Source organism: Paenibacillus sp. GCM10027630, from assembly GCF_042676305.1.
Classification (GTDB): domain Bacteria; phylum Bacillota; class Bacilli; order Paenibacillales; family NBRC-103111; genus Paenibacillus_S.
In genome coordinates this window covers 1-22,954 of sequence record NZ_JBHTGY010000032.1, presented here as the reverse complement: position 1 = coordinate 22,954, position 22,954 = coordinate 1, and the positions used below count along the sequence as shown (strand labels likewise).

Here is a 22,954-nt window from a genome sequence, read left to right as displayed (position 1 = left end):
GCCTTAACGATGATTCCGGGCGAGTATCGAATTAAAGCTGGAGAGATTGAATTAAATAAGGGGAAACAAACATTGCCAATGTTAGTAGTCAACAGCGGCGACCGGCCGATTCAGGTTGGCTCCCATTTTCATTTTTTTGAAGTGAACAGAGCTTTGAAGTTTAACAGGGCAGAAGCATTCGGCATGCGTCTCAATATTGCTTCGGGCACGGCTGTGAGATTTGAACCGGGGGAGGAAAAGCCTGTTCAGCTGGTAGAGCTTGGCGGTGCCAAACTTTCTTATGGTTTAAACAACCTGTCACAAGGAGAAGCGAAGTATGGCCATATGCCTGAGGAAGTGAAGATCCGCTTGGATGCATGGGAGCTTCTGCATACGAAGCAAGGCTCAGATTACGAAGCCGCTTCTTCTGCGAAAAGCTTAGAGCATGCTTACGATTCAAGCTTTTCTTCGAAAAACTCTAAGGAGGGTGCTTCAGAAGATGGCAATAATGAATCGTAAAGCGTATGCTCAGATGTTCGGACCTACTGTCGGAGATGCTGTTCGTCTTGCTGATACCGAATTATGGGCTGAAATTGAGCATGATTTCACCGTTTATGGCGAGGAATGCAAGTTCGGCGGAGGTAAGGTTATCCGTGACGGAATGGGACAGTCAAGCCGCCATACCCGGGATCAAGGGGTTCTTGATACTTTGATAACCAATGCTGTGATTATTGATCACTGGGGTATTGTTAAGGCTGATATAGGGATTAAGGATGGAGTTATAGTAGGCATAGGCAAGGCTGGCAATCCGGATTTGATGGATGGGGTGCAGTCGAATATGATTGCTGGCGCCGGAACTGAGGTTATTGCTGGCGAGGGACGTATTATTACTGCTGGCGGTATTGATACCCATATTCATTATATATGCCCTCAGCAGATTGAGACGGCGCTTGCATCCGGCGTCACTACAATGATCGGAGGCGGAACAGGGCCCGCCGCGGGTACGAGCGCGACAACCTGCACGCCAGGTAAGTGGCATATGTACCGTATGCTTGAAGCGGCTGAAGCGTTTCCGATGAACCTCGGATTCACGGGCAAGGGCAATGCGTCATTCACGGAGCCGCTCATCGAGCAGGTGGAAGCGGGTGCTATAGGCTTGAAGCTGCATGAGGATTGGGGGACAACGCCTGCGGCGATCGATACATGTCTGCGGGTGGCTGACGAATATGACGTGCAGGTTGCTATTCATTCGGATACGTTGAATGAATCCGGCTTTGTCGAGGATACGATAGCGGCCATTGGCGGCCGAACCATCCATACTTATCATACAGAGGGAGCAGGAGGAGGCCATGCGCCGGATATTATCAAGATTGCTGCTGAGCTTAATGTGCTTCCATCATCCACTAATCCGACGCGTCCTTATACCGTAAATACGATTGAAGAGCATCTCGACATGCTGATGGTTTGCCATCATCTCGACAGTCGAATTCCGGAGGATGTCGCTTTTGCGGACTCACGGATACGGCCTGAGACTATCGCTGCAGAGGATATCCTACACGACCTTGGCGTGTTCAGTATGCTTAGCTCGGATTCGCAAGCCATGGGGCGAGTGGGGGAAGTGATTATCCGAACTTGGCAGACGGCGGATAAAATGAAAAAGCAGCGCGGTTACTTGCCGGCGCCTGATAAAGGTAACGACGTTTTATCCAGCGATGCCGACAACTTTCGGATTAAGCGCTACATTGCGAAATATACGATAAACCCGGCGATTACTCATGGCGTCTCCCATCTTGTAGGATCTGTAGAGGTGGGGAAGCTGGCGGACCTGGTGCTGTGGAGCCCGATGTTTTTTGGAGTCAAGCCGGAAATGGTGCTTAAGGGAGGAGTGATCGCTTATGCGCAAATGGGCGATCCGAACGCTTCCATACCAACGCCGCAGCCGGTATTCGGAAGGCCTATGTTCGGCTCCTTCGGTAAGGCGCTGAATCATTGCATTACATTCGTTTCGCAGGCTGCTTTCGATTCAGGTGTACACACTGAGCTAGGGCTGCAAAAACGGATAGAGCCGATTAAAAACTGCCGAAGCATAACCAAGAAGGATATGATCCATAATGGGGAAACTCCTCGTATAGAGGTGAATCCTGAGACGTATGAGGTAAAGGTCGATGGAGCGGCTATCACTTGTGAGCCGGCACAGCAATTGCCGATGGCTCAGCGATACTTCTTGTTTTAACGCATTCCTACTATATATTGAAGGAATGCAATAGGAGGGGAACCAACCATGCAGCAACAATCCGCACACTTGTGGCTCTCCTACGTTCAACTGCTCGATTCTGCGCTGCCAATCGGAGGGTTCTCCCACTCCTTTGGGCTGGAAACGTTGGTTCAGTCTGGACATGTGCAGCGGTCTGAGCATTTGAGGGAATATATTGAAACTATGCTGTTTCAAAGCTGGGCGCCGATAGATGCCCTCGCGGTAAAAGCAGTTTATCTTTACGCACCTGAGCAGCAGTGGGATTCGCTTTGGCTTGTGGATCAAACCCAGCATGTGCAGCGAGCGGCTGCGGAGACGAGGGAAGGGGTAGTCAAGATGGGGCGGCGGCTGTTCCAGCTGGCAAGATCCATCTACCCGCATATGACATGGGAGCCGCTGCAGGCTGCGCTTCAGCAGCGCCGTTGTCACGGCACCCATCCTCTGATTCATGGCTGGATCAGTTATCAAATACAAGTGCCGCTTGCTATGGCAGCGGAAGGCTATTTATACGCTTGCACGATGACCTGTATTAACAGCGGCCTGAGGCTGATGTCCATCGGTCAAACGGAAGGACAGCGTCTGCTTGCAGAGCTTACACCTGTAATTGCGCAAGCCTGGCAGGGCGCGCAGCATTTGGACCCGCTAGAGGATGGCTTCGGTAATACTCCTCAGACGGACATTGCCATGATGCGTCATGAAGCACTCTATTCACGCTTGTTTATGTCCTGAACCAATAATAATTAAGGAGGCGCATTTCTATGTGTCAAGGAGGAACGCATCATCACCATCAATGGGAAACACCGGAGAAGCATCATCAGGAACGCCCGATGCGAATTGGGATTGGAGGCCCTGTAGGCTCTGGCAAAACCGCATTAGTGGAGCGGCTTGCCCGCAGATTGAATGATAAATATAGCATCGCCGTTATAACCAACGATATCTATACCAAGGAAGATGCCAATATCCTTATTCGTTCCGAAGCATTATCCGCAGACCGAATTATTGGTGTTGAAACAGGAGGCTGCCCTCATACGGCTATCAGGGAAGATGCTTCAATGAATTTTGAAGCAATTGAGGAGCTGGAAAGCCGCTTTGACCATCTGGACATTATTTTTATTGAAAGCGGCGGTGACAATCTGGCAGCTGCCTTTAGTCCGGAATTGGTAGATCGCTTCATCTATATTATTGATGTGGCCCAGGGTGAGAAGATCCCCCGTAAAGGAGGTCCTGGCATTATAAGATCCGATATGTTAGTGATTAATAAAATTGACTTGGCCCCTCACGTAGGCGCCAGTTTAATAGTAATGGAAGAAGATACCCGGAAAATGCGCGGCGAGCGACCATTTATTTTCTCTAATCTGTTTAACGGCCAAGGTCTAGATGATATTGTCGAATGGGTAGAACGGGAATTTGATCATGCCTAAAGTGACCGGATGCATTTCCGCCTCCTTTACGGAGGCGGGAGGGCAGACACGGCTAAGCGATAGGTACCATGCATATCCGCTCAAAATCGCCAAAGCATTCCCATTCGATCATGGCCAGCTTGGAGTTTATATCATGGACGCCTCTCCAGGTATTATGGGGGGAGACGAATATGTGCTGGACTGGAGATTCGGTGAAAATACAAATGTATATATTACCAATCAATCCTATACAAAAGTACATCCCGCCCGCGGAGAGGGAATGGATGCCTCAACAGCTAAGCCGAGCAGGCAGCAGCAGAAGCTTATTCTTCATAGCGGCAGCTATGTGGAGTATATGCCTGAGCCGTTAATGCTATATAAGGATTCCATTCTGTACGCAAGCACAGAGGTTCATATGGAGCCTGGCTCCGTTCTGATTTATTCGGACACGGTTTGTCCGGGGAGAACGCATAGAGGCGAGCTATTTCACTACGAAAAGTATGAAAATCAGCTAACGGTTCATTATGACGGCGAAATGATTTATTGTGCCAAACAGCGTGTATGCCCTGCTGAACAGAAGCTTCATTCACTGGGAAGCTGGTCTGGCTATACCCATACTGGATCACTCTGTATTTTCAGTGACCGGGTGGACGCCGCATTTATAGAATCGCTAAGAGATTATTTAGAGCAGCAGCATACAGCAATCACAACGCAAGATGGGGCTGTAGAACCAGCGATTCCACTTTATTACGGCGTTAGCAGAACCTACAAATACGGACTGGTATTATCTGTAATGGGTCACAAAGTATATCAAATCCAAAGTTTGCTTGATGGAGCGTGGCAATTTACCCGGCAGCATCTATTTGCTAAGCCTAAGCTGTATGTACGCAAGTAAATACATCACCAGTACATCATATTTCATTGCACAGAATTTCATTGCATATAACAAATCCGTCGTTCCTCACAGCGGATTTTTTTTCTGTTGTTATTAATGTATATTAATGAAGCAAAAGGATGAAGGGGTTGGCTGATGAGAATAGAAGTTGGTCGAATCTTACTCTTTGGAAAATGCAGTGAATGAATACGACTGAAATGTTAACTTTTAACTGATAATAAGAAATATCGGCTGTTTGGTTTTAAAATATGATCATATTAAGTCCGACAGGGCAAAAGATTCGACAATATTTTGAACTCGTCTCCCGGTTCATTGTCAAACAGGTTCGTGGTTGTTATTATAAGAGAGGGTATAAAAGGAATTATATTTACAGGTTAAGTTTTGCCAAAAGGAATACTTAAGCTTTTGCTTACGAAGATAGTTTTGCTAGAGCAAAACTCTTAGGAGGTTCAAATAAAGTGGAAGAACAAATGAGGCTAGACCTCAACAACACAGTAAATTCAGCGGATGAAGCTGCGTCTGAAACGGTTGATCACGGACCCGTCACTTGGAGAGATTTTGTACAATTAGCCAAGCCGGGTATTATTTTTTCCAATTCCATTACTGCATTCGGCGGCTTCTGGGTGGCATCAGGCTGGCAAATAAATTGGCTGCAAATGCTGTACACGATGATTGGGACGGCGTTAGTAATGGCATCAGGCTGCGTGCTGAACAATTATTTGGACCGCGATATGGATACGAAGATGGCGCGTACCCAGCAGCGGGCGCTTCCGAGCGGCAAGCTTTCTGCGCAGACGGTAATGATTTATGGAATTATTCTCGGCGTCATAGGTGTCAGTGGTCTTGGGCTGCTGGTCAATTCGATGACAGCTCTGCTTGGTTTGATCGGGCTTTTTGTCTATGTTTGGATTTATACAGCCTGGTTCAAACGCACCTCTGTATGGAGCACATTTGTAGGAAGCTTTTCCGGCGCTATACCTCCTGTAATCGGTTATTGCGCAGTTCGTCCTGAGATTGATGCAGGTGCGATCATTTTATTCGGGATTTTATTTCTATGGCAGCCGCCGCATTTCTGGGCACTCGGCATTCGCCGTATGGAAGAGTACCGGGCAGCCGGCTTTCCGCTGCTTCCTGTTGTGAGAGGGACGTATGTTACAAAGATCAGTATGATTCGCTATATCGTCTTACTGGTTCCATTATCACTTCTGCTTTATGTTTATGGTTATGTCAATGTGTTCTATTTTTATGCGGCGACAATTATGGGGCTTTACTGGGCGTTTCTCTGTATTAAAGGCTTCAAAGCGCAAGATGAAGAGCTTTGGGCCAAAAAGATGTTCATTTATTCCATTAACTACTTAACGCTGATGTTTATCATAATGGTTATTACTACCGTTTCGACGAATCATTAATTTGCGGCTGTAAGAAAGTTAATCACCTAAGTCCCATGGAAGCATGGGCTATTTTTTTTAGATAAAGGATGGAGAAAGCTTTATGAATACAAATGCTCAAAGTAATTGGTTTAAAATTGTTGTCATTGTGCTGCTGCTTGCTATGATTGGCGTTTTCGGATATATGATGCTTAAAGGTAAAGATACTAAGATTGGGGTTATCAAGCCGGCGCCGGATTTCAAGCTTGAGAATATTGATGGGAAGAAGGTTGGGCTTGCGGATTTGTCGGGTAAAGCTAAGCTGGTCTATTTCTTTTATTCTACTTGTCCTGATGTATGCTCTCCAACCACCTACACGATTTCGAAAATACAGGATTCACTTGTGAAAAAAGGCGTCTTCGGTGATAAAACGGCTATTGTCTCCATTACTTTTGACCCGACGAAGGATACAACAGAGCAGCTTAAAGAGTTCGCAGGGCGCTTTCATGCGGATCCCAAGGGCTGGTACTTCCTGCGCGGGGGAGAAGCCGAATCCATGCAGCTTGCAGAAAAATTCGGAGTTACGGTCATGAAGGATAAGCAAGGCGGTACGTTCACACATAACAATGTTATTTTGCTGGTAGACAAAAAAGGCGATCTTCGCACGTACTATGTTGGCAGTGATCCGAATTTGGATGTGGAAAAAATCGCCCAGGACATGATTCAACTGACAAAGGAATAAAACATAAACAATAGCTTGAGAAGGAAAAGCTGATTTACGGGCTAAGAGTCGGATCTGGTGGAGGGTATAGGATAAACTCTTCCAGACCGGCTTTTTCTAATTGTTGGATTAAATATTCAGCGGGTGTTCCCTCTACCCCGGCGTAGCCCTTTCTTGTATAGATTTGCTCAGCTTCGGGAAACGTATCCCGTAAAATGCCGCGGATTTTTTTCCCGGAGGAGTCATTATCGGTAAATAAATACACATCATTGTGGTCAGCCTTTTTCTTCAATGCCTCCAACTTCTCCGTATTCAAAGATCCGTAGGTGCATAATATATCGACATCGTTGCTTAACAGGCGGCGAAGCCTGCTTTTGTCGTTTTTTCCTTCAACAATAATAACCGGCACAGGAAACACCACCTCTTTGTTTAACAGTATCTTTTTGTAGTATATCCAGTTTTGCTGTTCGTTCCAAGCTGTGATGCAATATGAAGGGTCATATTTCCCAGGAAATGTCGAATTGTGGATAAAACTTAAAATCTGCTTGACGAAGCTAGCCAAATAAATTAATCTTATTATAGAAACTTATTATTAGTAAGTTAATAATTGATAATGTTAAGAAATAATTCGAAGGAGGCAAAGGTTATGACAATTACTATATACCCACCGGAAAAGCAAGCAGTAGGCAATTTTGACGGGGGCAAAATAACAGAGCTGAAACCAATCGGATTCCCAAGAGAAGGTTCAGCTGTAAAAGGGATTGGCCCTTTATTTTATTGGGCTTGGGCGCATGCGAAGGAGGAAGGCCATATCCCTATGCACCCCCATCAAGCGTTTGAGATTATAACGTACATGGTCAATGCCCAGGCTGAGCATTCGGATACGTTAGGTACCCGAAGCATAGTAACGGCAGGCGGGCTTCAAGTGATGCAGACAGGCTCAGGCGTATCTCATAGCGAAAAGTTTATTGGACCGGATTCCGAAGGATTTCAAATATGGTTTGAGCCGCATCTCCGTGAAGCGCTGCAGCGCAAGCCTACTTATAACCAATATGATCATGAAGCGTTCCCTGCATTCGAATCGGCTGGACTCACTGTGAAAACAGTAATAGGGGAAGGTTCTCCTGTTGAATTGGTTGCTGATGTTCAAATGTGGGATGTGGAGCTCGCAGGGGGAATATCGTACAATCTCAAGCTTGAGGCAGGGCGTTCTTTGGCGGCATTGGCCATTCGTGGTCACGGAAGCTGGACATTAGCTATAGAGGCAGACAAGCATCCTTTACATCCGTTCAATCATAAAGATTTTACAGTCATCGAAGCGGAAGGCGAGCAAGCAGAGGATGTGGTCCTGACAGCAGCTGCAGAGGGGTTAAGAATGATTCTGATCGAGATTCCAACTGAGGTTGATTATCCTTTATATAAAAATGGCCGTTAAACAGTAACATGAGTTATGTGTCAAATAGAAGCTGGCTTCAATTAAAAAAACGGACTGACAATAGTCAGCCCGTTTTTTGGAGAGTGTAGCTTTTTAGAGTTAATCTTAATTGTTGATGAATTGTGCTTTAGTCAACAAGCGTTTCAGCATTGTAGCTGATTGAGCGCGAGTCGCTTGAGTGTTTGGAGAAATTGTGGAGTCTGTAATTCCGTCTACAATTCCTGCTTCGATAGCTACAGCCAGCTCGTTCTGAGCCCATACGATTTGATTAGCGTCTGTAAACTTCGCTAACAACTCCGATTGCTGGGAAGAGGATACTTCCGGCTTAGCGCCTGCATAGCTCAATGCACGAACGACCATTGCTGCAAGCTCTTCACGTTTGATCGCTTGATTCGGACGGAAAGTGTTGTCTTCATAGCCGTCAATGATTTTGGCATTGACTGCAGCGCCGACTACACCGGAGAACCAATCACTGGAAGTTACATCACCAAATGAGCTGCTTCCAACGGATTGATCCAATCCTAAAGCACGAACGACCAAAGCTGCGAATTCAGCACGGGTAATATCGCGTTCAGGCTGGAACGTATCATCGGTTACACCATCGATAACCAGCTTGTTAGCCAGCAGCTCGATGTAACCTTGTGCCCAATGGCCTTTACTGTCACCGAAGCTTTTGTTCAGTTCAACAACGGTGTAGATGCTGTTATTATTGCGTTTGATAACAGCTTCATTGATACCGTCAGTTGTTGTGAACAAAGAAGGTACGAAGCTTAGCTTCTTCGTGGTTGTGTCGAAAACAACAGCTGTTGTACGGGATGGATCCACTTCTTTGGATAATGGAATCGTCCGGCTGATGTAGTTGCTGCCCAGATTAATATTCTGTGTCGTACCGTCTGCTGCAACTGCTGCAAGCGTAAAGTCAACGGCACTGCTGATCACAGTTGCTCCTAAGGTAGTAGCAGAAGTTGCAATTTCGCTAGTTGCTGTTTCGTCCGCAGCTGCGATTCCAACCTTGATTTTCAAGTCATCAACGGTTGTGGACAGTTTGCTGGCAAGATTTTCTAACTGCAATACATATAGAGGAAGAGTATAAGTTCCTTTTTCGTTAGAAATTTTCAGCATTTTGTTCTTGTCGCTTACATAGTTTACCAACGACTTGGCTGGAATTAATGCGACATCACCGTTCAGCTTAAGCTCAACGACATCGTATTGACTAAGTGAATTTTGCAGTGTGTATGCGTCAATAGATCCATCGGAATTTACAGTAATTGTAGCTCCGCCGGAAATACCGCCACCACCGCCACCACCGCCGCCGCCATTGCTGTTGTTGCCGCCGCTAGTTGTGCTGTCATAAACTCTGGAAGTAACGCTGCTCGAAACTTCCTTAAGATCGAGGTAAGTTTGAGTAGTTACGGTTGGGCTACCTGTGAAAGAATAAGTGTATACACCCTCGTATACGCTGTATGTAGCACTTGTTGTAGTAGTTCCCACCAGATTGCCGTTTGGATCATACATATAAACTTGTGTGCTCACACTGTAAGGAGTATCCGTATAAACGTTACCTGTAACGGTATTATTTTTATAAACCAAATTACTGAAGCCTGTTGCTGCGAACGCTAGTACGGGCAGTAATGCTGAAATGATAAGCATCATGACGGTTACTTGCGCCGTTTTTTTGAATATCGTTGATTTCATTACGGTTTCACTCCTTTCTGTCTCTAATAAATTCTTCGATTCTTGAAATGGCTCTTGACTCAAAATGCTTTTCACCTCCTTTGAATAAAAAAACAGAACACCAAAAACCTTCGAACGCAGTTCCCAGATTTAAGTCCGTCTCTCCTATAAAAATCATTTTTAGTAGGAAAAATGGCAGAAATGTGAAAAGTGAGTACGACCCTATTTTTATTTACCCAGGGTTTATATTAGTGAATCACAAAAAGAAAAACCGTCCGGCAAAAGTGCCGAACGGCCAGCTAGTGAGTACTCTCAACAGTTTTTTAATAAGGTAAACTTATACAATTTAAACGGATTGGGGCGTACTGTGGAAGCCAAGTCCTTCAGGTCTGAACGGTTTTGAAACCACGCAGCGGGAGCAGGGTGAGGGCTGTCATTAAACAGATAAAGGCGATAAAATAAGGTGATGTATGACTCCGCATATGACCGGCAACAATGGGACCTATAAAGGCTCCGATGGAAAAAGAGATGGATAGGAATGAAAAAATACGTCCATAACGGTTCGCGCTTGTCAAACTGGCTAACAAAGAGGCAATGGCTGGATAAATAACACCTTTTGCCATTCCAATCATGAACAAGGAGACATGGATCGGCAGCGGCCAACCAATCGATAAACCGAAGAAGATGAATGCGAGTGCCAAGCTGCCGAAAGAGGTGCGAAGTAAAGGCGAGATTCGGTTCAAGAAAACCATGCTCAGCGTGACCAGGGCGCCTAAACTAACCAATGAAAAGAGAATTCCGGAGGTTAGGATGGAGCCGTTTGTTTCTTTCATAAGAGGCAGCTCAAAGAACAATATCCCTTGAGAGCAGGAAATGGCTAACGGAACGCCGAAGAACAACCAGGGAATAGTTCCTGTTCTCGCGGTCGCTTCCTCTATGCCTGCTGGAAGCGCGTGAGCGCCATGTCCATGTCCATGTGCCTGTGGAAATAGCTCTACAGCGCTCTGCGTATACTGACGTTCTTTAACGCCGAATATAGCGAGCACACCTGTAATAATAAGCAGCCATCCGAGCATGGTGAAGGATTGGGCAAACCCGAGCTTTGCAACGAGGAAGGCGCCAGCCGCCGGGCTTAATACGGACGCCATAGTATGCACGAACCCGTTACCGGCCATCAGCTTGCTTTGTTGAACACTGTCTTTTGCTAATCTAGCGAGTAGGGATAGACAAGCCGGAGAAAGGAAGGCAAGCACAAATCCACTTATGGAACGGACAATGAGCAAGTCCCATGGGTCGGTAACTTTGGATTGTATGAGCAGTACGATTCCTGCTACAATCAAGCTGAATACAATAAATCGTTTACTGCCATAACGATCGACACCATAGCCTGCCAACAGGTTTCCAGGCAGGTGAGTGATCGAATACACACCCAGGATCAATCCGATAAACGATGGAGCTGCACCTAATGATATAGCAAACGGGGATAAAATAGGGTACTGTGCGTGCAAGTCGAAAAAGGCCACAAACATAAACAAGTAAAGCCAAATTGCGGTTTTCAACGTCATCACCTCAACTTCTGATCTTTGTCTGACTCCTATCCGTCTATGATTACTTTTACGTGACAAGCTGGTAGGTTAGTACCATTATTTTTGCAACCTCTTATTGAGAACAGCGTACTTGCTTACAACAGATTGAATAAGTTGAACTGAAGGTATGAGTTTGTACATAGTTTCACTCAACCTTGATCAACGTGCTCGTCCTTGAGGAATAGAGCAGCCCTTTATAATTAACTTGCAATTATACGAACTATACTGGGGGAAGGCGGACGCATTAGTGAGTCCATATATTATTATTTTGGCAGTTATTCTGATTCTTGCGGTACTTCGTTTACGTTCCACGTATCTCAAAACCAAGAAATTCGACCGATCCGATGAGATACAGCAAAGGCTTGCGGAGCTTAAGAAGAAGCGGGATGCAGATCGAGAGTAATAAGGTTACAGGGTTATCAATTTTGATGAATGTAGGGAGAGATGAAATTGGATTTCTTAATGTCTTTTTTGCAGGAGCGTTGGTTTATTATTGTTGGTGCGATCGTAGTGTTGTTCCTTGTAGTGCGCATATTAAAAACAGTTGTAAAATGGGTTATCGTGTTGGCAGTGCTGGCCGGCTTGTTCTTCTACGGTGCCAGCTATAAGGATCAGCTGTTGGATATTGGTGCAGCCGTATCGACAGAGGCCAAGAATCAAGCGGTTAAGGCTTTCTCCAATGAAATGAAGGAAGCTCAGTATAAGCAGAATTCCGATGGTACATTTACCGTTACTACCAAAAGCTTGAAGTTGGACGGAAATCCCTCCTCTAACGAGGTAAAAGTAACGTTTATGAACCAGACTTTTACGATGAAGATGGACGAGGCTGTGAATGCTCTGATCGAGCAAGCGAAGAAAAATACGAAGCTGTAGATCATTAACCGGATGATCGAAGTGAGGTGTAGCGTATGACTGAAGCATGGAACGCGCTAAGCGCAGCAAATTGGATAACGGTATTACTGGCCGGCACAGTGCTCTTATCTGTCATTCAAGGGATGCTTCGCGGCGCTTCAACCTCGGCAAGGCATTTGATGTTGATGGTGTCGGAAGGAATTGCCACACTGCTTGGGCTTATCATTGCCTGGAAGCTGGTTGAATGGCTGTCCCCACAGGTTCAAAGCTGGCTGACATCGCTTGATATCATGATCCCTTCACATGAACTTGGTTTTTTTGAACAGTTGTATTATACAGGTTTGACAGGGATTCGCGATTTCTCGCTGCTGCGCTTTGGAATTTTATTTGTAATTGGCTACAGTGTATCGAAGCAGCTTCTATACCGTCTTATTGATCCGCTTGTTGATAGATGGGCGAAGGAATCGATTCATCAGGAAGGGCGTAGCAGTAAGGGGCAACCAACACTAATCAGCAGCTTGGTGGGGGGATTCATAGGAGCTGTCACCGGTGCCGGCCGATCCTTGCTCATTATTGCGGCATTATTCATTTTTGCCAGCTTGTTTCCACAGACGCCCGCAGCGACCTACATTCAAGCCTCTGGTTTATACCAGAAAGGTGCAAATGAAGTTATTAAACCGGTGACTGGCGACTTTATTGCCAATCAACTTCCTGTATTTACCAGAGCAGTCGAGCAGGAATTCACTAACATTTTGCAGCGGAAATACGAGGTGCTCGATGCTAATATACCGAAGGATATTGCCCAAGCGGCCAAGGAAGTATCGGCTAAAGGCAAATCTGACGAGGAGAAAGCCAAGCTGTTGTACAGCTGGGTAGGCAGCCGGGTAAAGTATGATTGGGATAAAGTGAATTTGTATGAACAAAAGCGGATTTGGAAAGAACAAACCCCGGAAGAAACGTTCGCAACCAAGCAAGGCGTTTGTATTGACTACTCCAGACTATATGCGGTTATGGCCCGCTCCATAGGGCTTGAGGTGAAGGTTGTCACGGGTCTCGGCTATGATGGAAAAGGGAGCTATGGTCCGCATGCTTGGAACGAGGTCTATATATCCGATAAGCAGAAATGGGTTCCATTGGATTCAACCTGGGTCGCCAGTGGCGGTAATTGGTTCAACCCTCCGAACTTTAATGATACGCATATCCGTGAGGCATAATCCGATAATCAAGTATTTGGCCGGGCATTCTTACCACATATTGTGGAAGAATGTCCGGTTTTCCACTTCAATGCGAATTATGGTAAACTATTGGAGGCTGCTGTGGAAGCTGTTAGCAAGCTAACTTAAAAGGAGTAAGTGCTCATGAATTTACGTAAACCATTGAACTCATATAAAGCTATATTTTTTGATGTTGGCGATACACTAATGACCATTCCGGCAGCAAGAGTCATTATGCAGCAATTTCTGGCGGCTCGTTCCTTGCACCGTGCGGAAGAACAGGTTGGCGACTTGTTTACCGAGGCATTCCGCTTATTTTATTATGGCAGGCAGTTGGACCCTTTCGAGGTATGTACGCCGGAATCGGATCGCGCGTTCTGGATGAAGCTCTATCATTACATTCTGGACAAGCTGGGAGTTCAAGAAGAGAATTGGACGGATGAGCGTATTCACCAATGCTGTCATGGGCTGTATGATCTATTCACAGGTCCGGAAGCTTACCAGCTTTTTGATGATGTGACTGAGTGTATTCCTAAACTTCAGGCTACGGGATTGCAGCTAGGCATCATTTCCAACTTTGCACCCACCTTGCCACATATTCTAGAGCAAAAGGGGATTGCCCATTACTTTGATCCAATTATTGTATCGACACTTGTAGGCTTAGAAAAGCCGGATCCTGCGATTTTTAAGCTGGCGCTGGAACAGTCGGGCTTGGCGGCAGAAGATGTATTGTACATTGGAGATCATGACAGAAACGATATATGGGCACCGAATCAAGCCGGTATAGATGCGGTCAAAATAAAACGCTACGACTACCATTCAGGCGAAGGTATTCACACACTTAGGGAACTGCTGGAAGTTTAGTCTGTATCGCTGCAACTGGATTTTGGTAAGGATAAAGGAGCTGTAACTGAAATGAAATTGAAAAAAACGATGTCGTCGGAGGATCCGCAAAAGCAGGAGCAGACCAAGCAGCGGCATTTTACTTTTCGTATTAATTTGTTGTTTTTTTGTATTTTTACGTTGTTCTCGGTCCTTATTGTACGGTTAGCGATTTTGCAGTTTGTCGAAGGAAAGCAGCTTGCTGCCGAGGAGGCGCAGACTGCTGTACGAGATTCGCCAATCGCACCTATCCGCGGTAATATTTATGATTCGAACGGCTATCCGATCGCTTATACCTCCTCGGCCCAATCGCTTTATTTCCGTATGGAATCGGATCAGAAAAAGGATGATGTCATTGCGATGGCTCATAAGCTGGAGCAGATTTTCAACGAATTCGGCAATCCTACTAAAAATGCGATGACCGCCGCCGGTATTATCAAGGAGATGGATGTCGGCTATGATCTGGAGAAAAATACGACCACTCCTCCCAGCTATTCATTCGTTCCGCGACGTATCAAATCGGGTTTATCCCCAAAGGAAATTGCTTATATTCTTGAGCACCGTGACGAACTAAGATGGCTTGAAATTATGGAAGAGAGCATCCGGACCTATGATCCAGGCACTATAGGTGTGCAGCTTATCGGATATATGAGGCCGTTTTCCAGAGCAAGGGAGCCGAAGAACGGGCTTGATTTTTATAAAAATAAACAAAATACGCAAGGCTATCTCGATACGGAGGATGTTGGATACGACGGTATTGAGCTGATGTATCAAGAGGAGCTGCGCGGTAAAAATGGGATGAAAACTTACCCTGTTAATGCCTCGGCCAAAATCATCGGAAAGGTTCAGGTTGAAGCCCCGAAAAAAGGGAATAACCTGTTCTTGACTATCAATAAGGATGTGCAGCAGGTAACGGAGCAGGCCATCCTCGATCAGCTCGTTTATGCCAAGTCGCCGGCGGCCCGAGCTTCTCAATACGGATATGCGCCTAATGCCAAAGCTGGTTATGCGGTGGCGATGGAAGTGGATACAGGCCGGGTCATTTCGATGGCCAGTATGCCGGATTATGATCCTGGCATGTGGAGTGCCGGCTTTTCCAACAATGAAGAATATCAGCGGATACAGCCTTTTATTAATAATGGGACGATTACGACCGCGTATCCCAACTATCCGGCGGATGAGCTCAAGGATCATCCCACTTCGATCGTATATGTAGGCTCCATAATTAAACCTTTATCTGTGCTTATTGGATTGAATGAAGGCTTATTCGGAGTAAACACTCCTTATAATGACACAGGGGTGTTCAACTTTGGTAAAGATAACAATGCGAAGTTAACCAACTCCGACCGGAAAGCCTACGGTCCTATCAATGCTGCGGATGCGATTTGGCATTCGTCCAACACGTTCATGTCGGCGATGATCGGCAACCCGCTTTACTTGCGCAATGGCGATAAGGCGCCTGCTTTATGGGAGTCGTATTTGAACAAATTCGGTCTTGGCGTCCTGACAGGAAGCGGATTGCCAAGAGAGAATCCGGGCTTAAGCGAATTTATAACCAATACGAAGGAAACGCTGCAATCTCGGATGGTATATGCCTCTTGGGGACAGAATGAGAAATATACAACGATGCAAATGGCCCAATATGCGGCTACATTAGCTAACCGGGGTAAAAGAATGAAACCTCTGTTAGTCGATAAAATTGAGACCTATGAAGGCAATCCGGTGAGAACCATTGAGCGTGAGGTGCTGGATGAAACGACCTTCCCCAAACAGTACTGGGATTCTGTCATCAAAGGGATGGAGAAGGTTACGGTACAGGGCTTTGAAGGATTTCCATACAGCTTTGCCCGTAAAACAGGAACATCCACGCAATCAGTTGGCGGTAAAATGATAGATAATGCGGTATTTATCGCATATGCGCCATTGGATAAGCCAAAGCTGGCGATTGCAGTTGTTGTGCCTGAGGGCGGCTTCGGCTCATGGAACGCGGCTCCAATTGCAAGGAAGATCTTCGATGCTTATGATCAATATTATGGTTTGGACGGCGTACCGAAGGGTGGCAAAGGTACGACTTCCGTGCAATAAATGAGCTTTAAGCAGCGGTATGTTCGAGTGAATTTAAGTGTGAGCACTCACTTTACTTGAAGGTGCCCCTTAGAATAAACATTGAAAAACCTCCTGGTTATTCTGATGAATTCTAAGGGGCACTTCAAATTGCATGAAGGGGCTTTTTATAAGGTTTTATACGGATAAGCAGGGAAGCTTTTGGGGGCCGTTAAGAATTTCGAATTTAAAGTTTGGGGATTTAAGGATTTAAGGATTTAAGGATTTGAAGATTTAAGGATTTAGGATTTAGGATTAAAGATTAAAGATTTAAGGATTAAAGATTAAAGATTAAAGATTTAAGGATTAAGGATTAAGGATTAAGGATTAAGGATTAAGGATTAAGGATTTAAAGATTTAAGGATTTAAGGATTTAACGGAACAGGATGTTCCTTTATTCAATATGCGGCCTTCAATTTTAAGCGATAGCGGAAGTCGGAATTCCGTTAATTGGGTGATTAGGAGCATTATGCACAGAAAACAGAGAAATAAAGGAACTATCTGTTCCGGTATCTCTCTGTTTTTTGCTTTTTTCGGGCGATAAAGGAATAAGTACTTCCGCTATGGACTCCAAATCCTTGGATGGAAGCAGGGTTACTTATCGTATGATTTCTTCTTGGATTTTATTGGGCTTAGCTTCCAAGATTGAGCGCGTAGGTTATTAAACAAACAGTTAGTGCAGAGCGTCCACTTTTACAAGGTAAAGGAGTCAGCCTCAACAGAGTCAGTTCTACTTGGAAACCTGTGGATGGGACATATACGGGCGAGAGCAAGAAAGAAGGAAGTTAAAAGTAAAGAGGGGGTATGCGATAGAGATCGCCTTTGAACCGTATGGGTTTGCACATAAAAGGAACAACATCCGGTAACGGAAGGTGTTCTTAGTGAATTGTTCAGAAATGTGATGGCGTCCAAACAAGAATACGTTTCCAAAAAGTTGCACAAAGGAAAGAAAATTGCATATATATAAAACATAGAAAGGAAGTGAGCGCGATGAATTTGGATAAGGGGAAAGTTCCACAATCTTATAAACGGTTGCTTATGACCTTGCTCTATATAGCTTTTTGTCTAATTTCCTGATGTTGCTGTGAATATGGTATACTATTATATCGATTATATTAATTTTGCTGTTTGGACGACGCTTGAGGAGGAAAGTAGACATGTGCGGTATCACCGGAGCAATGTATTTTGATGACAGGGAGCCCTCCCAGACGATGCTCAAGGCAATGACAGATTGTATTGTGCATCGCGGACCGAATGACTTTGGGTTTTGGGGCGAAAATCGTATAGGATTGGGCTTTCGCAGGCTGTCTGTCATCGATTTGAAAGAAGGGCATCAACCGCTTTCAAACGAAGATGATTCGGTATGGATTGTTTTTAATGGAGAAATTTATAATTATAAATATTTGCGCCACGAGTTGCAGGATAAGGGACATCAATTCAAAACGCATAGCGATACAGAAGTTATCGTTCACCTCTACGAGGAGTATGGTGAAGAATGTGTGCATCGGCTTCGCGGAATGTTCGGGTTCGTCATATGGGATCGCCGAAAGAAACGGCTGTTTGGGGCACGTGACCATTTTGGTATTAAACCGTTTTATTATTATAAGGACAGCAGACGTTTTCTGTTTGGTTCGGAGATTAAGAGCTTGCTGGCCGCGGATGGCATGGACCGTTCGATTCATACGGAAAGCCTGCTTAATTATTTGACGTTTCAGTACGTTCCAGAACCGGATACCATGTTTAGAGGCATACATAAGCTGCCCCCAGGTCATTACATAACGATTGACTATGATGGAGATATGGCGATACGCCGTTATTGGGATCCAATGTTTGAGACGGAAGAGCGTCCGTTCGAAGAATATGTGGAACAAATCCGCGAAGGCTTGAAGGATTCCGTTATTCACCATATGCAGAGCGATGTAGAACGCGGCTGTTTTCTATCCAGCGGCATCGATTCTACAGCTATCGCCACACATATGAGGTCCATTGAGCCCATTCGTACATTCTCGGTTGGCTTCGAAGGGCCGAACAACGAGACAGGGATTGCGAGCCAAACCGCAGCAGCGCTGGATACAGAGCATTATGCGAAGATCATTACGCAGAATGACTTTTTTGACACGCTGCCCAAAGCTGTGTGGCATCAGGACGAGCCGGTGGCCGATCCTTCGGCCATCGCGCTGTACCACGTGGCGCAGCTGGCACGCGAGCACGTGACGGTCACGCTCTCAGGCGAGGGGGCCGACGAGCTGTTCGGCGGCTACCGCATCTACAACGAGCCGATGTCACTGCGGCCGCTCGATCGACTGCCGCTGCCGCTGAAGCAGCTGCTGAACGCAGCAGCGCGTATGCTGCCGAGCGGGCTGTACGGCAGAAATTACATACTGCGCGGTACGACGCCGCTGGAGCGGAGATTTCTCGGTAATGCCAAAATTTTTACCGAGGATATGAAGGCCGAAGTCATCAGAATCGACAAAGAAATGCTGCGCAATTATCGAAATCCATGGCAAATTGCTCAGCAGTATTACGATAAAACGCGTCATCAGGATCCCGTCACTAGGATGCAGTATATCGATATGAATTTGTGGCTGCCGGGTGATATTTTGATGAAAGCGGACAAGATGACGATGGCTCATTCGTTGGAGCTGCGCGTCCCTTTCCTGGATGTTGAATTATTTGAGATTGCCCGCAAAATCCCGACCAGGTACCGTATTGCCGAAGGAACGACCAAATACATTTTCCGCAAAGCGATGGAAGGTATCATTCCGGATTTCATTTTGAACAGGCCTAAGCTTGGCTTTCCGGTGCCGCTTCGGGAGTGGCTTAAGGGCAATCAGGGCACAGTGATGATGGAGCAGATCGCAGCCAGCGGCGTGGAAGATTATATCAATATGGATACGGTTCGCAGAATGGTAAGCTTGCATCAAAACGGCCAAGGCGACTATGCACGCCGGTTGTGGACGATCTACATGTTTGCTCTGTGGCATGCGACTTTTTTGGAAGAGCTGCCGAGGCCGACTTTTGCAACTGCATTGTAACTTCTGTTAAGAAAAGGGGACAGGATAGCCCGTGGGGAATTATAAGCTGATAGCTTTGGATATGGACGGTACATTACTGACGGATGACAAGCTTGTTTCAGCAGAGAATAGAGCGGCGATTAAAGCCGCGAATGCAGCTGGTGTAACGGTAATGATCGCAACAGGGAGAGGTATTCAAAATGTTGTCGCTTATGTGGACGATCTGCAGTTGGCGGCACCGATTGTTACGGTCAATGGAAGCGAGGTTTGGGCGGCACCTGGAGTGCTTCATCATCGTACATTGCTTGACCTGGGTCTGCTCAAACAAATGCACACTATAGCTTTGGAGTATGATACCTGGTATTGGGCTTATGCTGTCGATCAGATTTTTAACAAGGAAAAATGGACGGATCAGGTCGATGCGAAGCAGTGGCTGAAATTTGGCTATTATTACGAGGATGCTGAGATGATGAAGGAGATTCGTACGAAGCTGGAAGCATTGGGCGCTTTGGAAATAACGAACTCGCATCCCCTCAACATTGAGCTTAATCCCAAAGGCATCAACAAAGCCAGCGGCATTCGGCAGGTATGCACGCTGCTGGGCATCGAGATGTCCCAGGTTATAGCTATGGGGGACAGCTTGAATGACGAATCCATGATTCGTGAAGCAGGGCTTGGTGTTGCTATGGGCAATGCGCAGGATGAAATTAAGCAATTAGCCGATGTAATTACTGCGACGAATGAAGAGCATGGAGTAGCCCGAATTATCGAACAATACGTGCTGTCGTAAGCTAATCCTTGGGAAGCAACAGTTTTGCAAAGCAAAACTAATTTTGAAAGTGGGAAAGCCATGATAATAGCTGCATGGATCATAGTGATCGTTCTGTTTATAATCGGGATGGTGGGTGCTGTCTATCCTGTGCTTCCTGGGGCTGTTGCCATTTATGCCGCCTATTTTGTCTATGGCTGGATGATTGGGTTCGAACCCTTCGGAGTTTGGTTTTGGTTGATACAAACAACGATTTTAGTCGTCCTTCTGATCGCCGATTATGCGGTAAGTGCAATGGGGGTAAAAAAGTTCGGCGGCACCAAAGCCTCAGTTATCGGCAGTACAATCGGCCTGATTCTGGGTCCCTTCGTTATTCCGGTTGCCGGATTGTTGATTGGACCTTTTCTCGGCGCAGTGATTGGTGAGCTCATTATAGGCACGGAGTGGAGACAAGCTATGCGGGCAGGCTTAGGCGCATTAGTCGGCTTTTTCTCAGGTGTGGTCGTAAAATTGCTGCTTCAGACGCTGATGATCATTTTGTTTTTTGTTTGGTTTTTTCTGAATTAACCACGGCAGGGAGAAGGAAACGTTTTGGCTAAGGATTCGTTAGTAAAAGGCACATTTATTTTGGCAATGGCTGCTCTGGTTGCACGGGCATTGGGTGTAGTGCAGCGGGTTCCGCTCGTTATTTTGTTAGGCGATATAGGAATGGCAGCTTATGGGACTGCATTTAATATTTATTCGATGCTGCTGGTGGTGGCGACAGCGGGTATTCCGAGCGCGCTTAGCAAAATGATCTCGGAGCGAACGACGCTTGGACTTCATGCGGAAGCGAACCGCATCTATCGTGCGGCACTACTATTTGCCGCCGCTGCAGGTTTGGTAATGACATTGTTTCTATTCATCATTGCTCCTTACTACTCGAACAGCATCATCAATCCGCAGGCATCGCTGCCGATACGCGCTTTGGCTCCCGCTCTGCTGCTGTTTCCAATGATTGCGATTATGCGCGGCTACTTCCAGGGTCGGCGCATGATGATGCCCAATGGCTTGTCGCAGATCATTGAGCAGCTTTTCCGCGTCGTCACTTCTGTTGGACTAGCCTATGTATTGTTGGCCCACAGCATGGACTGGGCCATTGCTGGCGCTTCCTTCGGTGGCGTCATCGGAAGTGTGGCTGCAGCTGCTGTTATGCTTTATTATGCGATTAAGCTTCGCCGCAGCGATCGTGCCGAAGGGCTACTGCCTTCTTCGGCCGATAGCAAGGGAAGCCTGTCGGCCGATCCGAACGAAGCATCACGAGAAGGTGTTCGAAGAAGCACGCTGTCTTTCAAGATAATCTATGCGCAGCTATTTAAGATATCGATTCCTATCGTTATTTTTTCGTTGACGGTAACGTTGATTTATACAATCGACTCCTCCATTGTTACCCTTCTGCTGAGGGATCAGGTTGGAGAAGTGCAGGCGAAGGAAATATTAGGAATTTTGCTTGGGCGGGCACAGTCACTTGCCGGAATACCGATAATATTGGCTGTAGCGCTAAGTCAGTCCGTGGTGCCGATTATTTCCTCAGCCTATTCGCAGAAAGACATGAAGCAGGTGTCTCAGCAGACAGGTAAGGTGCTGCAGTTATCTATTCTTACAGGGCTGCCCGCGGTGCTTATCATATGCTTGGCCGCAGGTCCAATCAATGACTTTATTTTCGGAAATGATAAAGGATCGGCTATTGTTGATGCATATGCAGCTCCAATTATTGTGTTTCTGACGGTAAGCACCATCTTCCAGATTGTGATGCAGACATCAGGCGCTGTGCTAATGGGCATGGGTAAAATGCGTGTCCTAATGCTGAGTGTAGCTGCTGGCATTGTGCTGAAGTTGGTTGGCAGCTATGTATTAGCTCCATGGTTCGGTATTTATGGAATCATTGCTGCTACATGCTTATGTTTCGTCCTTATGACGATTATGAATCTTCAGGTGCTTCGCAAAGAGGTGCCGTTCCGGGTTCTGGGCAGCCGCAGATGGTTGGGGATGGGCATTACAACCGTGGTCATGGTGATTGCAGGAGTATTGCTGGATAGATTGACCAGCTCGTATGTGGTACCTTTCGGAAGCCTTCGCGGGGATGCTTTTATACAAGCTGTCATTATTTCCGCGGTAGTGGGAGGATTATATCCGCTTCTGCTAATGATTACCCGAACTTTAAGTGTAGCTGATTTGCAGCAATTGCCTCGACCTATTCAACGTATAATCGGGAAAGTAGCTCCGAAACTGCTCAAGAGCACCAAGGAAAGCGGAAGCAACTAACGGTTATTTAAATTAAAAAGACATCCGGAAAGCTGAGTTGTCGTCAGTTTTTCTGGGTGTCTTTTTTGATTATATTACACGCCAGAAAGTATAGGTTCGAACCGGAGGTTCAGCTTTCTAATATTGCAAGAAAAGCCACCGCTAAGACGCGAACGTATCTTCCTCGAAAAGGCTTCGATCAGAAGCTTTTCTTATAGCCGTTTTGGTTAAGCGATTTAACTTTATGCGACTTTCAAAACTCGCTTCTCCCTTAAAAGTCTGCGAATCCGGCCGGTAACTCTTGGTATTATAGAATCCAAGAACGAGACCCATGATTGACGAGGCGGTTGAGAATGGTTAACTGGAATTTCCGGAGCTAATTCTTCCATTTCAACGTCGATAAAGGATTTAAATGGAAATGCTCCACTAGCGTTGCATCAGACCTTACACATCATCAACTTTGTAAATCATCGTGTGAAAATTCACAAAGTTTTTCCATGACATAGTTAAAACACAACCCCACCTA

Annotated in this window: 19 protein-coding genes and 1 pseudogene; 17 read left to right on the top strand and 3 right to left on the bottom strand. The window is 46.0% G+C overall.

Annotated elements, in window-relative coordinates; translation table 11 throughout:
* Positions 1–9: 9 nt before the first annotated feature.
* From ACFQ0C_RS15490 to ACFQ0C_RS15460, 7 genes and pseudogenes are all read left to right on the top strand, one after another.
* Positions 10–363, top strand: a pseudogene (locus tag ACFQ0C_RS15490) (urease subunit beta); the annotation flags it as partial.
* A 115-nt stretch (positions 364–478) separates the two neighbouring features.
* Complete coding sequence (gene ureC, locus ACFQ0C_RS15485; protein WP_379367982.1) at positions 479–2,212, top strand: urease subunit alpha; 1,734 nt, start codon at positions 479–481, stop codon at positions 2,210–2,212.
* Between the two features lie 48 nt (positions 2,213–2,260).
* Positions 2,261–2,962, top strand: coding sequence for an urease accessory protein UreF (locus ACFQ0C_RS15480; RefSeq protein ID WP_379367981.1), 702 nt, complete (start codon positions 2,261–2,263; stop codon positions 2,960–2,962).
* Positions 2,963–2,991: 29 nt separating this feature from the next.
* Entirely contained in the window at positions 2,992–3,654 is a 663-nt protein-coding gene (gene ureG / locus ACFQ0C_RS15475) for an urease accessory protein UreG (RefSeq protein ID WP_379367980.1), read from the top strand.
* Complete coding sequence (locus ACFQ0C_RS15470) at positions 3,647–4,528, top strand: urease accessory protein UreD (RefSeq protein WP_379367979.1); 882 nt, start codon at positions 3,647–3,649, stop codon at positions 4,526–4,528. The genes ureG and ACFQ0C_RS15470 overlap by 8 nt, the downstream gene beginning before the upstream one ends.
* A 470-nt stretch (positions 4,529–4,998) precedes the next feature.
* The gene (cyoE, locus tag ACFQ0C_RS15465; protein WP_379368020.1) at positions 4,999–5,937 is read left to right on the top strand and encodes a heme o synthase; all 939 of its coding nucleotides are present in this window, start codon (positions 4,999–5,001) and stop codon (positions 5,935–5,937) included.
* A gap of 82 nt (positions 5,938–6,019) precedes the next feature.
* Entirely contained in the window at positions 6,020–6,637 is a 618-nt protein-coding gene (locus tag ACFQ0C_RS15460; RefSeq protein ID WP_379367978.1) for an SCO family protein, read from the top strand.
* A 34-nt stretch (positions 6,638–6,671) separates the two neighbouring features.
* On the opposite strand, the gene ACFQ0C_RS15455 is transcribed toward ACFQ0C_RS15460, so the two are convergent.
* Complete coding sequence (locus ACFQ0C_RS15455; protein WP_379367977.1) at positions 6,672–7,025, bottom strand: ribonuclease M5; 354 nt, start codon at positions 7,023–7,025, stop codon at positions 6,672–6,674.
* A 237-nt stretch (positions 7,026–7,262) separates the two neighbouring features.
* On the opposite strand from ACFQ0C_RS15455, the gene ACFQ0C_RS15450 reads away from it, so the two are divergent.
* Complete coding sequence (locus ACFQ0C_RS15450; RefSeq protein WP_379367976.1) at positions 7,263–8,051, top strand: pirin family protein; 789 nt, start codon at positions 7,263–7,265, stop codon at positions 8,049–8,051.
* A gap of 105 nt (positions 8,052–8,156) precedes the next feature.
* Here the strand turns inward: ACFQ0C_RS15450 and ACFQ0C_RS15445 are convergent, their stop codons facing one another.
* Both ACFQ0C_RS15445 and ACFQ0C_RS15440 read right to left on the bottom strand, forming a co-directional pair.
* Positions 8,157–9,746: an S-layer homology domain-containing protein gene (locus tag ACFQ0C_RS15445; RefSeq protein WP_379367975.1), complete on the bottom strand. Its 1,590-nt coding sequence runs from the start codon at positions 9,744–9,746 to the stop codon at positions 8,157–8,159.
* A 362-nt stretch (positions 9,747–10,108) separates the two neighbouring features.
* On the bottom strand, positions 10,109–11,284 hold the full coding sequence (locus ACFQ0C_RS15440; RefSeq protein WP_379367974.1) for an MFS transporter: 1,176 nt from the start codon (positions 11,282–11,284) through the stop codon (positions 10,109–10,111).
* Positions 11,285–11,558: 274 nt separating this feature from the next.
* Here ACFQ0C_RS15440 and ACFQ0C_RS15435 point away from each other — a divergent pair, with 274 nt between their 5' ends.
* The 9 genes from ACFQ0C_RS15435 (at position 11,559) to ACFQ0C_RS15395 (ending at position 22,449) form a co-directional block, all read left to right on the top strand.
* Positions 11,559–11,714, top strand: a complete 156-nt coding sequence (locus ACFQ0C_RS15435) for a hypothetical protein (RefSeq protein WP_379367973.1) — start codon at positions 11,559–11,561, stop codon at positions 11,712–11,714.
* Positions 11,715–11,755: 41 nt separating this feature from the next.
* Positions 11,756–12,184, top strand: coding sequence for a hypothetical protein (locus ACFQ0C_RS15430; protein WP_379367972.1), 429 nt, complete (start codon positions 11,756–11,758; stop codon positions 12,182–12,184).
* Positions 12,185–12,219: 35 nt separating this feature from the next.
* Positions 12,220–13,377 (top strand): transglutaminase domain-containing protein, encoded by a 1,158-nt coding sequence (locus tag ACFQ0C_RS15425; protein ID WP_379367971.1) that lies wholly within the window; start codon positions 12,220–12,222, stop codon positions 13,375–13,377.
* A gap of 144 nt (positions 13,378–13,521) precedes the next feature.
* Positions 13,522–14,241 (top strand): HAD-IA family hydrolase, encoded by a 720-nt coding sequence (locus ACFQ0C_RS15420; RefSeq protein WP_379367970.1) that lies wholly within the window; start codon positions 13,522–13,524, stop codon positions 14,239–14,241.
* A gap of 57 nt (positions 14,242–14,298) precedes the next feature.
* Entirely contained in the window at positions 14,299–16,344 is a 2,046-nt protein-coding gene (locus ACFQ0C_RS15415; protein ID WP_379368019.1) for a peptidoglycan D,D-transpeptidase FtsI family protein, read from the top strand.
* A gap of 1,175 nt (positions 16,345–17,519) precedes the next feature.
* Entirely contained in the window at positions 17,520–19,397 is a 1,878-nt protein-coding gene (gene asnB / locus ACFQ0C_RS15410; RefSeq protein WP_379367969.1) for an asparagine synthase (glutamine-hydrolyzing), read from the top strand.
* Positions 19,398–19,428: 31 nt separating this feature from the next.
* A complete protein-coding gene (locus ACFQ0C_RS15405; RefSeq protein ID WP_379367968.1) occupies positions 19,429–20,166 on the top strand; it encodes a Cof-type HAD-IIB family hydrolase in 738 nt (245 codons plus the stop codon).
* A 60-nt stretch (positions 20,167–20,226) separates the two neighbouring features.
* Positions 20,227–20,712, top strand: a complete 486-nt coding sequence (locus ACFQ0C_RS15400; RefSeq protein ID WP_379367967.1) for a DUF456 domain-containing protein — start codon at positions 20,227–20,229, stop codon at positions 20,710–20,712.
* 24 nt (positions 20,713–20,736) lie between these two features.
* A complete protein-coding gene (locus ACFQ0C_RS15395) occupies positions 20,737–22,449 on the top strand; it encodes a putative polysaccharide biosynthesis protein (protein WP_379367966.1) in 1,713 nt (570 codons plus the stop codon).
* Positions 22,450–22,954 lie beyond the last annotated feature (505 nt).